The sequence below is a fragment of the Streptomyces xanthochromogenes genome (assembly GCF_014650455.1).
Lineage (GTDB): Bacteria > Actinomycetota > Actinomycetes > Streptomycetales > Streptomycetaceae > Streptomyces > Streptomyces xanthochromogenes.
This window is the reverse complement of record NZ_BMUZ01000003.1, coordinates 222,100-239,226: the sequence shown is the minus strand read 5'-3', so window position 1 is coordinate 239,226 and position 17,127 is coordinate 222,100. Positions and strand designations below refer to the sequence as shown.

Sequence of the window (17,127 nt, the reverse complement as noted above, 5' to 3'; positions counted from 1 at the left end):
CTCTGCGATCACCTCCGATCCGGTGCGGGAAGGGGTGGCCGTGGGGGACATGGACGAGTGCTCCTCGTGGTGGCCCGGAACAGGGCGACAGCAGTGCCCATCCGGTACGGAACAGAAATATGTTCCACGTTAGGTGGGCTCGCCCGGCTCTCCCCAGGGGCTGTCGGCGCGATGACACGGGCCGTAGGTCACCGGTCCGCGGGGGCGCACGGCCCGGACGAAATCCCCCTCCCGACCTGGACGTGGCCGTCGCCCACCGCGACCACCGTCCACCCGCAGCTTGGGGTGCGGCGCCTTTGGGCAGATGCCCGGACCACGCCCGTACGCAGGCACCCCCGCTGTCCTGGTGCCGAGCGCGAGTGTCCGGCGTGGGGAGATGGCCCGGGGCCCCTGGCACAGCGTGACCGCACCCACCCCTGCTGCCGCCGCAATGACCACCAGGCCCACTACGTTGACGACCATGTCCTGCTTCCATGAACGGCGTTCGGCCTCGATGTCCAGGACGAAGTTGGCCGGGTCGTCGAGAGCGTAGTGGACCGTCACGTCCCGGCCCTTTGTCCGGCCGGGTCCGGCAGCCCCGACTCAAGTCGGAGCGGCCGGAGATCCCCGTTGAGGCGATGGCCAAACCCGGATCGTCGTCGAGCAGCGCAAGCCGCTTCCGGTGCGCTGCTTAGCGCCAGGCACACCTGTGCGCCCGGCCCTTCCACATCGACAGGCGAACTTGTGAGCGTTTCTGGTCAACCACTCTGTGCAGCCCTCACACCCCACGAGTGCTGAAGTAGACCTCGGTCCCGGGGGACAGCTTCCTGTGCACTCTGTGGGTGGGCGAGGTTGTCCCCAACAACCTCATCGACCTGAAAGCCGGCACCAGTGAGGACTGCTCAGGGAGTTTCCGAACCCAATGGACCCAAGGGCAGTTCGCCAACGACAAGGGAGGATGGGGACGGATCACCAACTCGTTGATAGGCCCGCAGACGAGTGGCCAACACAACGATACGACGTTCTTCCTCAACTGCTCTGGCTCGGGCGGTCGCCACAACTACCGCCTGGAGGCCCGCAGTTATGCTATGGCCCAGGACGATACCCAGGTGCGGGGGACCCTGCTGTACGGGAAGGCGTCCTCGTGGACGTGCATCTGAACCGTCAACGAAGGGCGTCAAAGTGAATCAGCCGGGAACCTTCGGATACCCCCCGCCGAGCCAGGGCAACGCCGAGGGGGACGCCTTCTGCGAGGCGACGGATCCAGCCGAACCCACCGAGCCCGGCATCGAGGGCGTCCCCCTCTCCGCGACGGGGTGGGCTCGGCGTACGGAGCCCGGCGACTTCCCGCCCGACTACTGGGTGCACAAGCAGTAGTCCCGTTCACCGTCCGTGGCCGCCTTCGAGCGCGGCCACGGACATCCGCTTGTGCTGTTGGCTACCTGGCGATTTCTCGCCCTACAGGTAGGCGTAGGTGTCTCGCCACGCGACCGTCATGTGTGAGGTGCCGGATGCATCCCTGCCGCGCAGCAGCAGGTCTTGGCGTCCCGACGGGAGCCTCATGTTCTCCATCCGTGAAGCGCCGCGGTTCAACTGACCGGCCGACGGAGCCACCGTTACCCCAGAAGCACCATTCGTTGCCAGGCTCGTCGCGGGTGCCTGGCAAGGCAGCCTGGCCCGGCACCCGCGACGAGCTAGGCCCAGCCATCGTCAATGGGGCAGCCAACGGCCCCACCAACCCAAGCTGATGCAGGGGGCCCGAGATGAAGGTGAGGAGGACTTGGTCGTAGGCCGCACTGCCGACAGTCGCTGGCTTCCGTTCGCCCAGAACCTATGTGGTGACTGCTCTTCGTGGACCACGCCACCCGTGCGCGGAAGCTGGAGCTGAGCTGTGGGGCAGTTCGCCCAGTGGCTTGTATGGGCCTGCGCACAGTTGCATCCCGTTGCGGACCGCGGAACACCTCTCGCCACTACCGCCCGCGCCAGCAAGTGTCTTGGCGGACTTCGGCATGTGGCCCCTCCCGGAGGTGACGGGACCGGTGACTCATCGAACCCAGCGGGTTACGTCGTCGTTCCTCCGGAGGTTCAGACCCCGCACGCCCGTTCGGTTAGGCTGAACGTGCCTGGCGTGCGGGCGCACAAGATCGTGTGCCGGTTCCGAGGGCGGGCTCCATTGGACGGAACGGGTAGAGGCAGGGCGCAGGTGAGAGACGGTGACCGGGCTTGCGTCCACCGGGGGCGGGACGCCATGCGGGTGGGGCACGTGATGCGTTGCGGGGCTGAGCCCGGGGCGAGGTGCCATGGGTAAGGTCCTGCTCACTGCCGCAGCCTTGTACGTGATCGTGCTGTTCCGTGCCGGAGGGACCTTCGCGGTCGGATGGCTCGCCGGCGCCGGTGCCCGGCGCAGCAGGTTTTCCGGGCCGATTTCCTCGGCGAAGTTCCGCCGCGTCGAGCGGGCGATCCAGCGCTGGGGCGCGCTGGCCGTGGCCGTGTCCTTCTTGACCGTCGGCTTCCAGACCGTCGCGAACTTCCTCGCGGGCAGCATGCGCATGCCGCTGTCGCGCTACCTCCCTGCCTTGTTCGTCGGCGGGGCGGCCTGGGCGCTGATCTACGCGACGGCGGGGCTCGCGGTGTTCAAGGGACTGGGGCGGCTTTTCGCCGAGCAGACGGCCCTGGGCGTGTCCGCCATAGCGGTCCTGTGCCTCGCGGCGTGCGGGGCGGTGGTGTACCGCCGCAGGCGGGCGGCGGCCCTGTCCGCCGGTGACGTCGCGGCCGAGGAATCCTGAGCCCATCGCGCACGGGCCGCAGGACGCGCCGCCACAGACCGCCACCGGACGGTGGCACATCGCACCGCGGTCGAATGCCATCGAGGTCGTCCCGGAACGCCTCCTCCGGGAGCACCGGAGTTGCCTTCGAGTCCACTCGAAGGTGTTGTCTGGTGGGAGAAACACCGCGACGTGCTGTCCGTACGGACGACGAGTTTCCATGAGGAGCGCACCATGACGCAGAAGATCTGGTTCATCACCGGCGCCTCGCGCGGCTTCGGCAGGGAGTGGGCCATCGCCGCCCTCGACCGCGGCGATTCGGTGGCCGCGACCGCGCGCGACCTTTCCACACTGGATGACCTACGGGAGAAGTACGGAGAACGCCTGCTGCCCCTGCGTCTCGACGTGACGGACCGTGAGGCGGGCTTCGCCGCCGTACAGCAGGCGCACGAGCGGTTCGGGCGTCTCGACGTGGTGGTCAACAACGCCGGTTACGGCCACTTCGGCCTGATCGAGGAACTCACCGAGGCCGAGGCGCGCGCACAACTGGACACCAACCTGTTCGGCGCTCTCTGGATCACGCAGGCGGCGCTGCCGTTCCTGCGTGAGCAGGGCAGTGGTCACATTCTCCAGGTCTCCTCCATCGGAGGCATCAGCGCCTTCCCGCTGGTCGGGATCTACCACGCGTCGAAGTGGGCGCTCGAAGGCATGAGCCAGGCGCTGGCCCAGGAAGTGGCGCCGTTCGGCATCAAGGTCACGCTGATCGAGCCCGGCGGGTTCGCCACCGACTGGGCGGGTTCCTCGTCGAGCACGTCCGAGCCGTTGCCGGCATACGCCGACTTCCACCAGCAGGTGCAGGAGCAGCGCCGCAAGCGCGTCGGCACGCCGGGCGACCCGACCGCGTCCGCCGCTGCCGTACTGAAGATCGTCGACGCCGACGAGCCGCCGCTGCGCTGCTTCTTCGGTTCGGCCCCGCTGGGCATTGCCAAGGCGGACTACGAGCAGCGTCTCGCGGTGTGGGAGAAGTGGCAGCCGGTGGCGGAGCTGGCGCAGGGCTGAGCCAGGCTGGGAGACCGGCGCGAGTCAGCGGGCAGCCGCACGCGGAAAGCAGCGGGCAGGCGCGCGCGGAAACAAGCCAAGCCCGCACGCGAAGAATGGGGCCGACCGGAAAGTGAATCCGGTCGGCCCCATTCCGCGAGGGCACACCTGCTGACTCCCTCGCACCCTCAACTGCCTTATCCGGAGCGGCAGTTATGCGTATCGGCACAGACGCATCCCGCCTTTGTCGACGATTGCCTCGCCGGCACGGACTTGATCACCGGGTGCATGTCCGTGGGCCCCTCCACCCTCTTGGGATCCGCACCAACCCAAGCCAGAGCCATGTCAGTGGAAGGTGTGAACCGGTGCTTCGGCGGGGAGGGCATTGGCATGCCGAGGGGGACCGTCGAAGATGGGGGCTGCGGTGGGGGACGGGCGCGACGAGTTACAGGGAGCGCCAGCAGGCGGCGGCCGGCCGTTGAAGGTCTTCGTCAGCTACTCGCGGCGCGACTTCCACTCGGCGGAGGCGGTGACCGCGGCGCTTTGGGCGCACGAACCGTTGAATCCCTGGTTCGATCTGCAACGGCTGCGTCCGGGGATGGACTGGGAGGCCGCGTGGGACGACGCGCTGGAGACGGCCGATGCGCTCCTGCTGCTGGCCTCGCCCGCGGCGATTGCCTCGGAGTACGTTCGCCTGGAGTGGAGCAGGGCGCTGGAGCGCGGGATTCCGGTGTACGTAGGCGTGATCGCAGGCACGGAGGTGCCGCCCGAGCTGGCGGGTTATCCGGTGCACGACCTGCGCGTCCGCTTCTGGCAGCGGAATCACGTGCTCGGCGAGGAGATCGTCGGGACCGGGGCACGGCTTGGCAGCGAGCCGGACGGTGAGGAGCCCAGGACCGGTCGCCTGGTGCCGCAGCGCCTGCCGTGGCCTCGCGTGCCCGCCTCCATCGTCGCGTTCGTGGTCTGTGCCGCGATCATGGGCGCCGCGTTGGTCTGGGCGAGCGTGCTCCTGGTGAGGCTGGACATCTCGGTGGGGCATCTCGCCGAGAGGAGCCCATTCGAGGCGTCCCGTGTGTGGCGGGGCAATGCGCTGAACGGGGTTCGACTGGGGCGTTGGCACGTCGCGCAGTTCTCCTTTCTCACGATGACCGTGATGGCGGCCCCGTTCGGGCCGGCGGTGCTGGCTGTGGCGGTCGGCCTCGCGCGACGGAGCTGCGGCTGGCTCTCGCTCGTGGTCGCGGTCGGTGCCGCCGGGGGCGTGTCGGCGGTGTGCGGTTACGGCGTCAGGGCGGTGCTGGCCCTGCCTGACATCGGCGATCCCACCGTGGCGAGGGAGGTCTGGCCCACTCCGCCGGCGGTGACCGAGGAGGGGGCCGCCGCGGTCCGGGTCCTGGCCGTCGCCGCCGTGGCCGCAGTGGTTTGCCTGGGTTGCGCGTTGTGGTCCCGATGGTTCTATCTGTGGCTGCCCGCCGGGATGGGCGTCGCCTACCAGCGTCGCCGCGTCACCGAGGTCCCGCATGTGGCTTCGGGACCGAGGCGGCGTGCCGTCCGCCCCAGCCGGAGCCCGGGACTACGGGCGGGGTGGCGGGAGATGTGGCAGTTGGCTCATGAGCCCCGGCCCGATGCGGGGCAGCCGGAGGCGCGGCGGCGGGACATGGACCAGCGGTTTCTGCGGGAGTGGCGACTGCTGTGCAAGCGGAACGGGGTCGGTCAGGGTCGACCGGTTGGGAACGTCCGCCTGCAGGTGCGGTGCCCGGCGGGGGCCGACGAGTCCATGGCCGAACTCCTGCGTACGGCCTTTCGACTGGCGGGTGTTGGGGCGAGCTCCGCACCGGACACGGAGGCTGTCGCGCCGAACGCGGGCTGGACGTTTGTTCTCGTCAGCTCGCATGTGGATTGGGCGGATGTGGCTGAGGCCATCGAGGAAGGGGCGCCGCGGACGATCTGCGTGCTGCTGGACCAGGTGGCCATACCCGCCGACACCGGGGCGCTGAGGCGCTATCAGTGGCTGGACTTCCGTGAACAGCGCCCGGAGCATCTCTTCGCCCTGGTCGAGGCGGTGTGCCGGCCCGACTCCGCACCGGGTCTGGCGGACCCCGTACCCGTCCCGGTCGTCGCCGACCGGTTCCGCGCTCCGCTCGCGCCGCGTGTGCTCGTTTCCACATTCCGGGTGACCGCGGCGTTCCCTCCGGGTTTCGCCCTGGCGCGACTGATCTTCGCACCGACCAGTTCCCAGAGCACGGCCCTCGCGGTCCTGGCCGTGGCTTCGACGGCGGCACTTCTCCGGATGGCCGACCGATTGGCCGCCCGGCGCCTGACGCCCGCCCAGCTCACCCGTTCCTATGCGGTCGCCTTGGCGTTGACAGTGCTCTGGTGCGCAACGGGTGCCTCGATGCTGTGGACCCCGGTGCGGCCCCCAGGAGTCGTCGAGGCCTTTCTGCCCAAAGACCTGCCCGGTGCGGACCTGTTCGTCGCCTACCTCTTCGCAGGGCTGGGGTGGTACGTGGCCGCCCTTGTCCTGGCACCGCTCCCGGTCTTTTCTCCCGCTCGCCGCTCCTGGCTTCCCAGGGCCAAGAGGCCGTGGCCCCGGCGACCGCGCCGTGCGGCGCTCTCTTCCTGGGATGGTTACACCCTGCTGCTGGCCTGGCTGCTCTTTGCGATCGGCCTGTTCCTCTACATGAACTGCGTCCAGGTCTTCATCGATTGGTAGGGCGAGACGCAGAGTGGTCCTGCCGGGTCTCCAGGTCTCGGCCGCCAATGGGAAGACGGAGAGCCGGCCGCGTGCGCGGCGATGAACTCCTTTGGTGGCTTGGCCAGTTGGATACCGACGTTGTACCGGGACAGCAGGATCGCGACACCGAGCGGGCAAGCAAAACTGAAACGGAATGACTTGACGCGGAAGCGACTAGGGCCACGTTGCCGAGTAGTCAGAAGTGCTGGCAGACGAGCTCAATCCGACAGGAGTCGTACGCAAGCTTTGGCGAGCCCGGCAGGGCGCCGCCGACGAGGGGCCCGCGCGCTAAACTCCGCGCACCATGCGGTTTCAGGGGGGTCAGTCACGGCGTCCCGCCGCCAGCGAAGGAGACCTGCCCGTGCTGCGCCGACCTCCCGTTCTCACCCTCCTCACGGCGGCGTTCATGGCCGCGTCCACGGCGCTGGCCGCGCCGTCGGTAGCCGCCGCTCCCGCCGCTCTGCCCCCCTCTGCCGTGTACGTGTCCGACGGGGCCGGGAGCTTCATCAAGGGCACCCTGCACTGGTACAATCGCTCGGCCACGTTCACCGGGACTCTGACGTCCAAGGGCTGCCGACGCGCCTGGTACAGCGTGTTCGACGGTTTCGCCAACCCCCTGGGAGCCAGGAGCAGCAGCACTCACTGCAACACGGTGACATCGGTCCCCGCCACGCTGCACGCGGACGTCGTCGGGGGCGGCTCCTACGCCGGCGTTTGCCTCGACGACGCGAAAGGTAAGCCGATCACCTCGTGCGGCGTCTACCCCCGTCCGCACTGATCCCGTCCCGTACGTACGGGGCAAGGGCCTTGACGGTGCATCAGGCAGCTCGGGAGATGGTGCGCTCGGTCTGAGGGTGGCCCAGAGCGGGGTTGCCTATGCCCATCCCTCGTCGAGGTGGATCGTCCAGGTGTCTCCCACTGCCCTGTTGAGTTCGACCAAGGTCGCGACGTCTGCGATGGCTGCCGGTGTGTCCGACAGTCGCAATGGGGAGGCCGGGACGCCGTTCCGGGTGTAGGTCGGCAATTCGCCGTTACAGACGAACGCGTGGAGCGGCAGGGGATCACGGTCGAACCACCCGGAGCGGTTTACCTCCGCCCATGAGGCGGCGGCGTCGACGCGGTCCACGTGCGCCAGCAGGTGCTCGGGGGCGGCCCCGTCGTTGAACTGCACGAGGAAACCCTTGGTGTCGACGGCCCACCAGTTCCACGTGAATCCAGGTCGAGGGTGCCGCAGGAGCGTCGCCATGCCGCCAACATATCCAGGCCGACGCGAGGCTGGTGACGATGTCCCGCGGGGCAAGACCTCTCGGCGCGGAGTGCGCAAGGCCGTGCGAATGCCGCACGAGAGGAATGACGCTCCCCGCCGCCTGGGTCCCTCCAATGGACCGCGCGTGAGCGCGAAGCCTGCGCGGGCCAACTCGGCGATCGCTGATGCCTGGTGGCCGTCGCCGAAAGATCTTCACCTTGGGATGGCGGCCGAGCTGGAGGGGGAGGTGTTCCTCGCATTCGCGATCTCGGAGCACGGCTCTTGAGACAGTGCGGGGCGCGCACGGCCGCTCCGGTGAGGTCGCGCGAGAAGCGTCGTCCAGGGTGACCGGCCACGGCTACCTGCCCGAGTTCCCGCAGGCGACCATTTGCCGGGTTGCCCCAGATCTGGCGAGCACCGCTCCGCGCCCGGTACGCGTAGTGCCGGCGGGAGAGAATCTCTGGCTCCGGCACCACATCGGGCCGCCAACTAGAGCAGATTGATCACAGAATGGTTCGGCAGGCGTGCATGAGCCGGGTCATAACGGGCACATGATCAACGCCTCACGGTTGGATGCCCCCATCCGGCCGGGTGTTGCGGCCCCGCTCACTCAACCCCGAGACGAGTGGCGCGGGGCCGCGACACTGCTTCGCTGAGCCGTCGTGACGCGTGCTGCGGGTAGCTTGCCGCAACTGACCGACAGCTCGGCGACGCTTACCTGGCCTTCGAAGCCGGACACCTACTGCGACCGCAGTGCCTACCCTGTCCCGGTGATGACCTCGCGAGTACTCTCGATCGCCCTCCAGGACATAGACCGGCCCCCGCTTCGTCCGCTGCCGATCGCAATAGCCGAACTGCTCGACAAGGTCGACGCTCCGCCGCGCCTGGTAGCTCATCTGCGAGCAGTCCACGACGTTGCAGCGCAGCTCCTTGAATGGATCGCGATACGCAATCTCGATCTGGGCATCAATCCGAAGGCCGTTCTGTTCGGCGCGGCGACCCACGACATCGGCAAGACTTTGCACCCTGGCGAGTTGTCTGGTCCCGGTTCCCAGCACGAAGAAGCCGGTCGTGAGCTACTGATGGCTCAGGGCGTCGATTCGGTCATGGCACGCTTCGCCGCGACACACGCCGCCTGGAATGTCGAAGGTGCCGGGATGGAAGACCTCCTGGTCAGCCTGGCCGACAAGGTTTGGAAGAACAAGCGGGTACCTGCACTCGAAGACCTTGTGGTGACCAGACTCGCAGTGGCGAGCGGACGGTCGGTCTGGGAGGAGTTCCTCGACCTGGACACTGTGCTCGCTCACATCGGTGACCAGGCCGATGAGCGCCTCGCCTTCCAGATGTCCTACCCGACAGTGGGAAGCGGTCATCAACCGCCGAACCTCCCACGCGCGCTCACGACATGGTTCGGTGAGAACGAAGCGGCTCTTCGTGCGCGCGGAATCACCGCCGAGATGGGCCACTCCCCAGAAGACGGACGCCCCAAGAGCAGTGCATGGCTGGCTGGCTCAGCCGCGAACCGAGGTATTCAGGTCACCGTCTGGGACAGCGGTGAAGCCGAACTCGACTTCGTGGACTTCGGCACCGGTGACCACCGTTCCGAACACCGAGACCTCCGAACCGAGCAGGAACTCCTTGCCCTTCTCGGCCCCACACTCGACTTGATCTTCCCTGGTGCGGACGGCTGATCACGAGGATTGGACCCGGCCCTGCGGACAGACGTAGACGACATCTGACGCGAACACGAGCGACAGCCCCGAGCTGCCAAGGCCGCCCTGGCCGAGTGTTCACGCGCACCCCCTGGGGGCCGAACTCCTCAGCCAGGGATTTGCCGAGTGCCATATGGGAGGATTTCGAAGGCTTCGGTGGCAAGGTGGCGGCCGGGGCCGGAGCGGAGCACGCTGCGTTCCTCCAGCAGATCCCGCGAGCCTTCGACACCACGACCGGCCGCATCAGCGAACCCGATGAGGTAGCGGCCCTGATGGCGTTCCCCCTCTCCGACGTCGCCGGCAACATCACCGGTGCCGACCACGTCATCGACGGCGGCACCATCAAGACGCTCTGATCTACGAAGTCCCTTGCTGCTGGGGCTGGTTACCTCGGTTCCGGGCGAGGGCCGCCCTGACCCGGAGCCGGAGGAAGGGCTGGACCGTGCGCAGTTCCGGTATGCCTTCGGCGACGCCGTAACCGGGGGAGTGGCGGCCGAAGTGTTCGTGCCGGGGGGCCGTCCGTAGCCCGGCACGCTCCCTGTTTCAACTCGCCCTGGGTGACTTCACCCAGTACTGCACGGTCGAGGTCCACTTCGGCAACTCATCGCGCGGACCGCTGTTACGGAATGCGGAGCCGAGGCCCGTGGGCCAGGACTGGCCATCGGCCAGGCCGCCGACAACCGGGGCGAGGTGTCCGGCAGCGCGTTTCACGTCCGGTGGGACTTCTGGGTGAATCCGTCCATGCCCGATCTCTTTTCGCCCGCCGCCGCGATGGCTACAGTGGATTCTCCTGCGGCATCCGTAGTCCTCGTGTTCGAGGGCTCTCGGGGGCGTCGGAAGGCTTCGGTCTTCCGGCCCGTCATCACGACACCCTCGGAGGGCATATGGAAGTGGCGGGTTGGGCGGCAGTGGCTGTCGGCTCGATCACAGGAGGGGTATCCGTCCTCGGCTACCTCGCAGATCAAGTCCCAGGACTGTCAACCAAGGTGATCAAGGCCGTGCGGTCCCTTCGTGCCGTCAAGGACGAGGTGATGCGCAGGCGTTGATCAGGGGCGGGTCCCTGGTGCGTCCCCCGTCGCCAGGGAACGCTTCCTCTCGACGTGCTGATGGGCGCCAAGTCCTGCTGCATTCGCCGGAGTTGACGCAACCCGAGTGCTCAACGCCACCCAGCGGCAACGCGCGTCACCGGCGCGATGGCGATCGGTCGGAGGGGACATCTGCGCGGAGAATGGCTGTCCGGCCGACATTCGCATCATTCCTGCACACCGGTGCCGTCGGCTCCGGACTGGGCGCTTGCCCCATGTCGAGGAGGGTCAGAGGGGGATTTGCTCGCCCATGCTGATGGAGCGGCTGATGGGCAGCCCGAAGTAGGTGACTGGGTGGGCGGAGTTGTGAGAGATGGTGAGGAACAGTTTCTTGCGCCAGGACGCCATGTTCCGTTGTTTGGACTGCACGAGTGTGATCCGGGACAGGAAGTAGGTGACTTCTTCGAGGTCCTGGGCGGTGAGGTGCCCGGTTTTGACGGCCAGGTGCAGGGCGGCGGGGACGTTGGGTTCGTCCTGGAATCCGAAGCTGGCGTCGAGGCCGCTGATGCCGTCGTCGTCGAAACCCAGGTTGCTGCTGGTGAGACGGTCACCGGCGGGCACGTGGGGGACGTTGCGGACCTGGATGTGCATGATGATCACGCGTTGTTGCAGGACATGGTTGTGTTCGACGTTGGCCCGCAGCGCCAGGGGAGTGGTGTCGGGATTGGCGTTGAGGAACACGGCGGTGCCCGGCACGCGGTGGACTGGCGGTTCCAAGGTGCGCAGGCGTTCCACGAACTCCAGGAGCGGGCCCTCTTCCCTGGTGCGGTTGCGGGTCACGATGATGCGGCCGCGCCGCCAGGTGAGCAGCACGGTGAAGACTGCGCCGGCTACGAGCAGTGGCAGCCATCCGCCGTGCGTGATCTTGGTGAGGTTGGCGAGGAAGAACGCGACCTCGACCGTCAGGAAGACGGTTCCGCCCAGGGCCACCAGCCATCGGGGCTTTTCCCACAGACTGCGGGCCACTGCCAGGAACAGGACGCTGTTCAGGACGAAGGTGCCGGTGACGGCCACCCCGTAGGCGGACGCCAGCCCGGCTGACGATCCGAAACCCAGGACCAGGGCCACCACCGCGACGTACAGGATCCAGTTAATCGCGGGGGAGTACACCTGCCCGACTTCCCGCTCGGAGGTGTGGCGGATCGTCATCCGCGGCAGGAAGCCGAGTTGGACGGCCTGACGGGTCACGCTGAACGCACCGGAGATCACCGACTGGGAGGCGATGATGGTGGCCACCGTGGCGAGGAGCACCATCGGAATCCGCGCCCAGCCGGGGACGATCAGGAAGAAGGGATTCTCCGCGGCTGAGGGGGTGCGCAGGATCACCGCACCCTGGCCGAGGTAGTTGAGGGTCAGTGCGGGAAAGACCACCAGGAACCAGGCGCGGGTGATCGGCGGGCGGCCGAAGTGGCCCATGTCCGCGTACAGCGCCTCCGCACCGGTCACCGCCAGTACTACGGCTCCCAGAGCGACGAACGCGACCGTCCCGTGTTCGGCGATGAAGGCGACGGCGTAGGTGGGCGAAAGGGCCCTGAGTATGGCGGGGTTCTTGCTGATCCCGTTGATCCCGGCGGCTGCCAGGACCGTGAACCACAGAGCCATCACCGGACCGAAGAGTTTTCCGACCAGGCCCGTGCCGTACCGCTGGATGACGAACAGGGCGGTCAGCACTGTGAGGGTGATCGGGACGACGAGGTGGCTGAGAGCCGGGGTGGCGACCTTGACGCCTTCGACCGCGGACAGCACCGAGATCGCCGGGGTGATGATGCCGTCGCCGTAGAAGAGGGACGCCCCGAAGATGCCGAGCGCGATCAGGACGGCCTTGCCCCGCCGGGTTTTGAAGGAGTGGTTCTGCAGCAGCGCGGTCAGGGCCATGATGCCGCCCTCGCCGTCGTTGTCCGCGCGCAGGATGAACGTCACGTACTTGACCGAGACGATCACGGTGATGGCCCAGAACACGAGCGAGATTACCCCGTACACCTCGACCGGATGGGTCTGTACCCGGTGGTTGTCGGCGGTGAACACGGTCTGGACGGAGTACAGCGGGCTCGTGCCGATGTCGCCGAAGACCACCCCCAGCGCGCCGAGCGCCAGGGCCGCCGGCCCGGTGCGGTGCCGATCGGGACGGCTGCCGTCGTAGCGGCCTGCTTTCTGTGGCGGTTCAGCGGCGGGGGCCGAGGGAGAGGAGGGCGCCGGCACGCCAGGTTCGTCTGTCAACGCCGAATCCAATCAACGGGAGCAGCGAGCCGATCCTAGCGTTGTGTACGGACGTGATGGTCGACTCCGCGTAGCGCGAACTGTGCGCCGATGCGCAGCGAGAATGTCGTCAACGCCCCTCATGCGTAGCCGAGTTCGTATTCCCCGCTCGTCCGATGAATACCTGGCGAGGGAAGATGCACCATGGACCCCCGCGTACCCCGCCTCCGTCGCAAGCTGGCAGCGATACCGTTCCAGCCTCTGCGCAGCCACTCCTTCGGAGAAGAGCAGCACCAGTTCTGTCTCGGCCCGAAGCTGGCGGAAACGCGCATCACTGCGTTTGAGGCCGAACACGACACCGCCCTCCCCGAAGCCCATCGGCAATTCCTCATGCACATCGGTGGCTCAGGCGCGGCCCCCTTCTACGGCCTCATGCCGCTGGAGCGATGTTCCCTGCTGGTCATGAACCCGCGCGGAGAACCGGGAACACCCCGAGGCTTCGAGGGCGCAAGACCCGGGGACCGTGGAGGCGACCTCTTCCTGCACGTCATCGAGATGGGCTGCACCGACGTATGCCTCATCGCAGTGACCGGTCCCCTCGCCGGCCGCGTCCTGACGGGCAACAGCGACGGGTGTTGGGGCCCGAAGGTCTCCTCCGCCAACGACTTCCTCGACTGGTACGAACGCTGGCTCAACCACATGAGCGCCGGACGTGACAACCGGGCTCTCGAACTCACTTCACCTCGACTCCGTGCCCATCCAGGCCGTCATCGCATGGCCCCCAGACTCTGACTCGCCGTGACATTCCATGGAAAGCACGCTCGGGCCCCACTCGGTTCTGGCACGGTACGTGGGGCGCGGCTCCGCCGTGAGCCAGGTCCGCGGCAGCGACGCGTCGGTCTGCTCTCCAGGCTCATGGTGCCCCGCACCCCGCAGGGCCTCGCGGTACGCAACGCGGCCGCCCGCGCCGTCGGTTACAGGAACGGGATCGCCCCTCGCGAAGCCGCGAACCGATGGGCCCGAGCTGCACATCGACCGTCGCCGGTCGGTGCGCAGCTCTGCGGCCACTCTCAGCCGAGACGGCGCCGCCAGCCCGACGAGCCCGGGCTCGGCCGCGCTAGGCCCTGTTGTGAGAGTGGATCCTGGTCGCCGAGCCCGGGCTCGTGCCGGTTCACAGGCTGATCACGATCTTGCCGTGAACGTGCCTCTCGGCCTGTGTCGTCACGGCTTCGCGGATCCGCTCTACCGGGAAGGTCGCCGCGATCGGAACCGTGATCTCGCCGGCGTGGATCGCGTCGACGATCCGTTCCAGGGAGCCCGGACCCGCGTCGAGTGCGCCCGCCTTGCTGACACCGGGTGGCGGGGCGGGCCCGTCGGCCACGACGGAGATCCGCTTGGGTGCCACGCCGAGCTTGAGGGCGGTCTCGGCCGCCTCCCTTCCGAACAGGTCGGTTGCGGCGGTGATCCCCTCGGGCGCCAGGGCCCGCACCCGGTCCGCCAAGCCAGGGCCGTACGCCACAGGTTCGGCGCCGAGCCCGCGCAGGAATCCGAACGTACCCTCGGATGCGGTGCCGATCACCCGGGCGCCCGCAAGCTTCGCCAGTTGCACGGCGAAGATGCCCACGCCCCCTGCCGCTCCACCGATCAAAACGGTGTCCCCGGCGCGGAGTTCGATCGCGGCGAGCGCGGCGGAGGCCGTCAGACCGGACACCGGAAGCGTAGCCGCCACCTCGTCGCCGATGCCGTCAGGGGTGGGCCACAGACCTGCGGCCGACGTCTTGACCAGCACGAAATCCGCGACGGACCGGCCGATCGCCGCCCCGAACACCCGGTCGCCGGCCGTGAATCCGGTGGCTTCGGCGCCGACCTCGTCCACCACGCCGGCGAAGTCGCTGCCGAACCCGGCCGGCAGCGAGAGGCCGAACTGTGCTGCCATGTCGGGCTTGCTGGCGATCTGCCAGTCCATCGGATTCAGCCCGGCGGCCGTGACCCGGACGCGGACCTCGTCCGGGGCGGCGTGCGGCTCGGGTATCTCCTGCAGTTCGAGTACTTCGGGACCGCCGAACCGCTGGTAACGCACAGCTCTACTCATCGGTGACTCCTGGCCAGTGATGGGACTTGGTCTTATCGACCGTACACCAGTGATGGGACCAAGTCCCGTACACTGTTCCCATGGCTCGCTGGCAACCCGACGCACCTGGACGACTCGCCGCCGCTGCCCTCGATCTCTTCGAGGAGCAGGGCTACGAGAACACGACCGTGATCGAGATCGCGGAGCACGCCGGTCTCACCAAAAGCACGTTCTTCCGGTACTTCCCCGACAAGCGCGAGGTGCTCTTCGGCGGGGGCACGGTGGCCGGTCTGCTCGTCGAAGGGATCGCTTCGGCGCCACCGGAGTCCGGGCCGCTCGACTCGGTGGCCGAGGCCCTCGACGCGCTCGGCCGGACGTTCTTCACCGCGGACCGCCGCGAATTCAGCGGCCGGCGCCAGGCCGTGCTGAACGCCACCACGGAACTGCGCGAACGCGAAGCCTTGAAGAGAATCGAGCTCACCGCCTCGATGATCGACGCCCTCAATCGCCGCGGAATCCCGAGCCTGACCGCGCGTGTGGCCGCGCAACTGGGCTCGCTTGCCTGGGAGATCGCCTACGACCAGTGGATCGACACCGACAACAGCGAGGGCTTCGGCCCGCTGGCACGGCAGGCGCTCGCCGATGTGTGCGCGGCCGGAGTCGTCCACTGATCCCGTATCCCCGACCGCTGATCGCTGATCAGGGAAATGGCTTGAGCTGCTTCGGAAGGGGCCGTAGTGCTGGGTGTCGCGGTTAGCCTGCGACAGCCCGCGGCTGCCTCGCTCCCCGGGCTGCCGAGATCAGCGGAGATGTCAGGAGCGTTCCGTTCAAGCCATGCGCCTCGGCAGCCTTGGGGTCCACGCGCAATTCGGCTTCGTAGACATTGCGGCAGTGGCTGCTGGCAAGCGACCTCGATGCCGATCAGCTGCCCCACACCGGATCGAGTCTGGTGTCACGGGGGTGCCCAGGCGTCATCCCCAACGGGGACTCGGGAGACAACGGATTCATCGAAGGAGCGAACCCAGCATGACCATCACCTCGGAACCAGGCCACCTGCTCGTCCGTGCCACAGGGCAGTCGTCACCGCTCTACGTACTGGACGGCGCCAACGTTGCGGGCTTCGATGGTCCCAAACGCAATATTGCACTCAATGACCCGGAATTGGCACTCTCCGACCGACTGGTACAGGAGTTGACCGAATGGTCCGGGGCTCGTGCTGCTCAAGGGACCGCTTCCCCACAGGAATTGCGCGCGCGTCAGAAACGAGGGCTGGAGCTCGCACGATCCGTGGCCGTTCATCTCGGCTCCCTGTGGGTCGTGTGCTACTGGGACGAAGGCCACAGCACAACGAAGTTCGTGTGCTGGCAGTGCCCGCGCCTGCACTGGTCCGCCTACGCGCACACCAGCCCGCCGGTTCCGCTGTACCTCACTGTCGAAGGCGAATATGGGTGGCATCCGCTGCGTGCGGAGGGAGTTGAAGACTTTGCTCCGGATGACCCTGCCTTCGGCCTCGACCTTTCTGACGAACTCGTCGCCGACCTGTACCAGTGGTCCGGCGACATCGACGCCAACATGGAGCTCTACCTGCGGGAGCGAGACGAGGACAGCGACAGCGCGAGGCGGGCGGAGCTCGACCAACGAGGTGGGAGGCTGGCCGAGCGCATCGCCTATGAGCTGGGCCCCGAAAAAACCGTCACCTATCGAGGGTTGGCCTAGCGATGCGGCCAAGTTGCTGCAAGAGAGAAGCAGTTGGGGAAGCGCTGGCCGGGAACCGTGTCCTGGGCCGGCTGACGGATGAAGATCTGTGGCTGTATTTCGAGGCCGATGACGGAGGCTGGGCCGCTCGGCAGGTTGAGGTCCGGGGGCGGGACTCGCGTCCGGTGACGGCGGCCGCCTTGGAAGAGGTGCTGCACTTGCGTGATCAGGGCGATCTCGCGGCGATGGTCCGTTATGAGCGGCAGTACGGCGTTCTCGCCGAAGGTTCCACGGACGGCTGGCAGGACCAGAGCCAGGCGGCCGAGATCTCCGCGGAGGAGTTCGACCGGCTGTGGGCCGAAGCGCGGCGGGCTCTCGGCGATGCAGCCTGACTTGGCGGGTTGAGGTTGGTAGCAGGTTCCGTCGCGGCGCATCGTGAAGAGGGCGTCAGTCCGGCGTCTGGCGAGGCAGAGCAGGGCCTGGGTGGTGCTTGCCCTGGGCGATCGTCTTCTCGTGGCAGCCCCCCTGCCCGGTCACTCAGGGTTGCGAACAGGGAGCGGGAGAAGGCCCTGTTCCGTTGCCTGTCTCCTTCCTTGAGGGCTGTTACCC

The 17,127-nt window shown here is 67.7% G+C and carries 16 protein-coding genes; 13 read left to right on the top strand and 3 right to left on the bottom strand.

The features are described 5' to 3' along the window. The first annotated feature begins 821 nt into the window (after nt 1-821). From IE267_RS08380 to IE267_RS08355, 6 genes are all read left to right on the top strand, one after another. Nucleotides 822-1,139, top strand: a complete 318-nt coding sequence (locus IE267_RS08380) for a hypothetical protein (RefSeq protein ID WP_189762659.1) — start codon at nt 822-824, stop codon at nt 1,137-1,139. Between the two features lie 22 nt (nt 1,140-1,161). Next, on the top strand, nt 1,162-1,356 hold the full coding sequence (locus IE267_RS08375; protein ID WP_167161191.1) for a hypothetical protein: 195 nt from the start codon (nt 1,162-1,164) through the stop codon (nt 1,354-1,356). 923 nt (nt 1,357-2,279) lie between these two features. Continuing rightward, nucleotides 2,280-2,765, top strand: coding sequence for a DedA family protein (locus IE267_RS08370; protein WP_189762658.1), 486 nt, complete (start codon nt 2,280-2,282; stop codon nt 2,763-2,765). 213 nt (nt 2,766-2,978) lie between these two features. Then, complete coding sequence (locus IE267_RS08365; RefSeq protein ID WP_167161195.1) at nt 2,979-3,803, top strand: SDR family oxidoreductase; 825 nt, start codon at nt 2,979-2,981, stop codon at nt 3,801-3,803. Nucleotides 3,804-4,260: 457 nt separating this feature from the next. Beyond that, nucleotides 4,261-6,492 carry a TIR domain-containing protein gene (locus tag IE267_RS08360; RefSeq protein ID WP_189762657.1) on the top strand — a complete coding sequence of 744 codons (2,232 nt, stop codon included), beginning with the start codon at nt 4,261-4,263 and terminating at the stop codon, nt 6,490-6,492. 382 nt (nt 6,493-6,874) lie between these two features. After that, nucleotides 6,875-7,291, top strand: coding sequence for a hypothetical protein (locus IE267_RS08355; RefSeq protein ID WP_189762656.1), 417 nt, complete (start codon nt 6,875-6,877; stop codon nt 7,289-7,291). A 96-nt stretch (nt 7,292-7,387) separates the two neighbouring features. On the opposite strand, the gene IE267_RS08350 is transcribed toward IE267_RS08355, so the two are convergent. Next, entirely contained in the window at nt 7,388-7,759 is a 372-nt protein-coding gene (locus IE267_RS08350; RefSeq protein ID WP_189762655.1) for a hypothetical protein, read from the bottom strand. Nucleotides 7,760-7,904: 145 nt separating this feature from the next. Between IE267_RS08350 and IE267_RS08345 the strand changes: the two genes are divergently transcribed. From IE267_RS08345 to IE267_RS40255, 3 genes are all read left to right on the top strand, one after another. Beyond that, on the top strand, nt 7,905-8,045 hold the full coding sequence (locus IE267_RS08345) for a hypothetical protein (protein WP_189762654.1): 141 nt from the start codon (nt 7,905-7,907) through the stop codon (nt 8,043-8,045). Between the two features lie 376 nt (nt 8,046-8,421). Then, nucleotides 8,422-9,450 carry an immunity protein TriTu family protein gene (locus IE267_RS40260; RefSeq protein ID WP_308428722.1) on the top strand — a complete coding sequence of 343 codons (1,029 nt, stop codon included), beginning with the start codon at nt 8,422-8,424 and terminating at the stop codon, nt 9,448-9,450. Between the two features lie 140 nt (nt 9,451-9,590). Continuing rightward, nucleotides 9,591-9,827: a hypothetical protein gene (locus IE267_RS40255; RefSeq protein WP_373304495.1), complete on the top strand. Its 237-nt coding sequence runs from the start codon at nt 9,591-9,593 to the stop codon at nt 9,825-9,827. A 957-nt stretch (nt 9,828-10,784) separates the two neighbouring features. Here the strand turns inward: IE267_RS40255 and IE267_RS08325 are convergent. Beyond that, a complete protein-coding gene (locus IE267_RS08325) occupies nt 10,785-12,773 on the bottom strand; it encodes a potassium transporter Kup (RefSeq protein WP_229860857.1) in 1,989 nt (662 codons plus the stop codon). 183 nt (nt 12,774-12,956) lie between these two features. On the opposite strand from IE267_RS08325, the gene IE267_RS08320 reads away from it, so the two are divergent. Next, complete coding sequence (locus IE267_RS08320) at nt 12,957-13,544, top strand: SMI1/KNR4 family protein (protein WP_189762653.1); 588 nt, start codon at nt 12,957-12,959, stop codon at nt 13,542-13,544. A 379-nt stretch (nt 13,545-13,923) separates the two neighbouring features. Here the strand turns inward: IE267_RS08320 and IE267_RS08315 are convergent, their stop codons facing one another. Beyond that, the gene (locus tag IE267_RS08315; protein WP_189762652.1) at nt 13,924-14,844 is read right to left on the bottom strand and encodes an NADP-dependent oxidoreductase; all 921 of its coding nucleotides are present in this window, start codon (nt 14,842-14,844) and stop codon (nt 13,924-13,926) included. A gap of 80 nt (nt 14,845-14,924) precedes the next feature. Between IE267_RS08315 and IE267_RS08310 the strand changes: the two genes are divergently transcribed. The 3 genes from IE267_RS08310 to IE267_RS08300 all read left to right on the top strand — a co-directional run bounded on the left by IE267_RS08310 (nt 14,925) and on the right by IE267_RS08300 (nt 16,910). Beyond that, nucleotides 14,925-15,494 (top strand): TetR/AcrR family transcriptional regulator, encoded by a 570-nt coding sequence (locus tag IE267_RS08310; protein ID WP_189762651.1) that lies wholly within the window; start codon nt 14,925-14,927, stop codon nt 15,492-15,494. Between the two features lie 355 nt (nt 15,495-15,849). Further along, entirely contained in the window at nt 15,850-16,539 is a 690-nt protein-coding gene (locus IE267_RS08305) for an immunity protein CdiI family protein (protein ID WP_189762650.1), read from the top strand. A 164-nt stretch (nt 16,540-16,703) separates the two neighbouring features. Further along, nucleotides 16,704-16,910: a hypothetical protein gene (locus IE267_RS08300; RefSeq protein WP_229860855.1), complete on the top strand. Its 207-nt coding sequence runs from the start codon at nt 16,704-16,706 to the stop codon at nt 16,908-16,910. The last annotated feature ends 217 nt before the right edge of the window (nt 16,911-17,127 follow it).

Bases quoted from the DNA above. Each gene is read 5' to 3' on its own strand.
- IE267_RS08310 (WP_189762651.1), top strand. From the start codon at position 14,925: ATGGCTCGCTGGCAACCCGACGCACCTGGACGACTCGCCGCCGCTGCC.
- IE267_RS08315 (WP_189762652.1), bottom strand. From the start codon at position 14,844: ATGAGTAGAGCTGTGCGTTACCAGCGGTTCGGCGGTCCCGAAGTACTC.
- IE267_RS08370 (WP_189762658.1), top strand. From the start codon at position 2,280: ATGGGTAAGGTCCTGCTCACTGCCGCAGCCTTGTACGTGATCGTGCTG.
- IE267_RS08305 (WP_189762650.1), top strand. From the start codon at position 15,850: ATGACCATCACCTCGGAACCAGGCCACCTGCTCGTCCGTGCCACAGGG.
- IE267_RS08350 (WP_189762655.1), bottom strand. From the start codon at position 7,759: ATGGCGACGCTCCTGCGGCACCCTCGACCTGGATTCACGTGGAACTGG.
- IE267_RS08365 (WP_167161195.1), top strand. From the start codon at position 2,979: ATGACGCAGAAGATCTGGTTCATCACCGGCGCCTCGCGCGGCTTCGGC.
- IE267_RS08320 (WP_189762653.1), top strand. From the start codon at position 12,957: ATGGACCCCCGCGTACCCCGCCTCCGTCGCAAGCTGGCAGCGATACCG.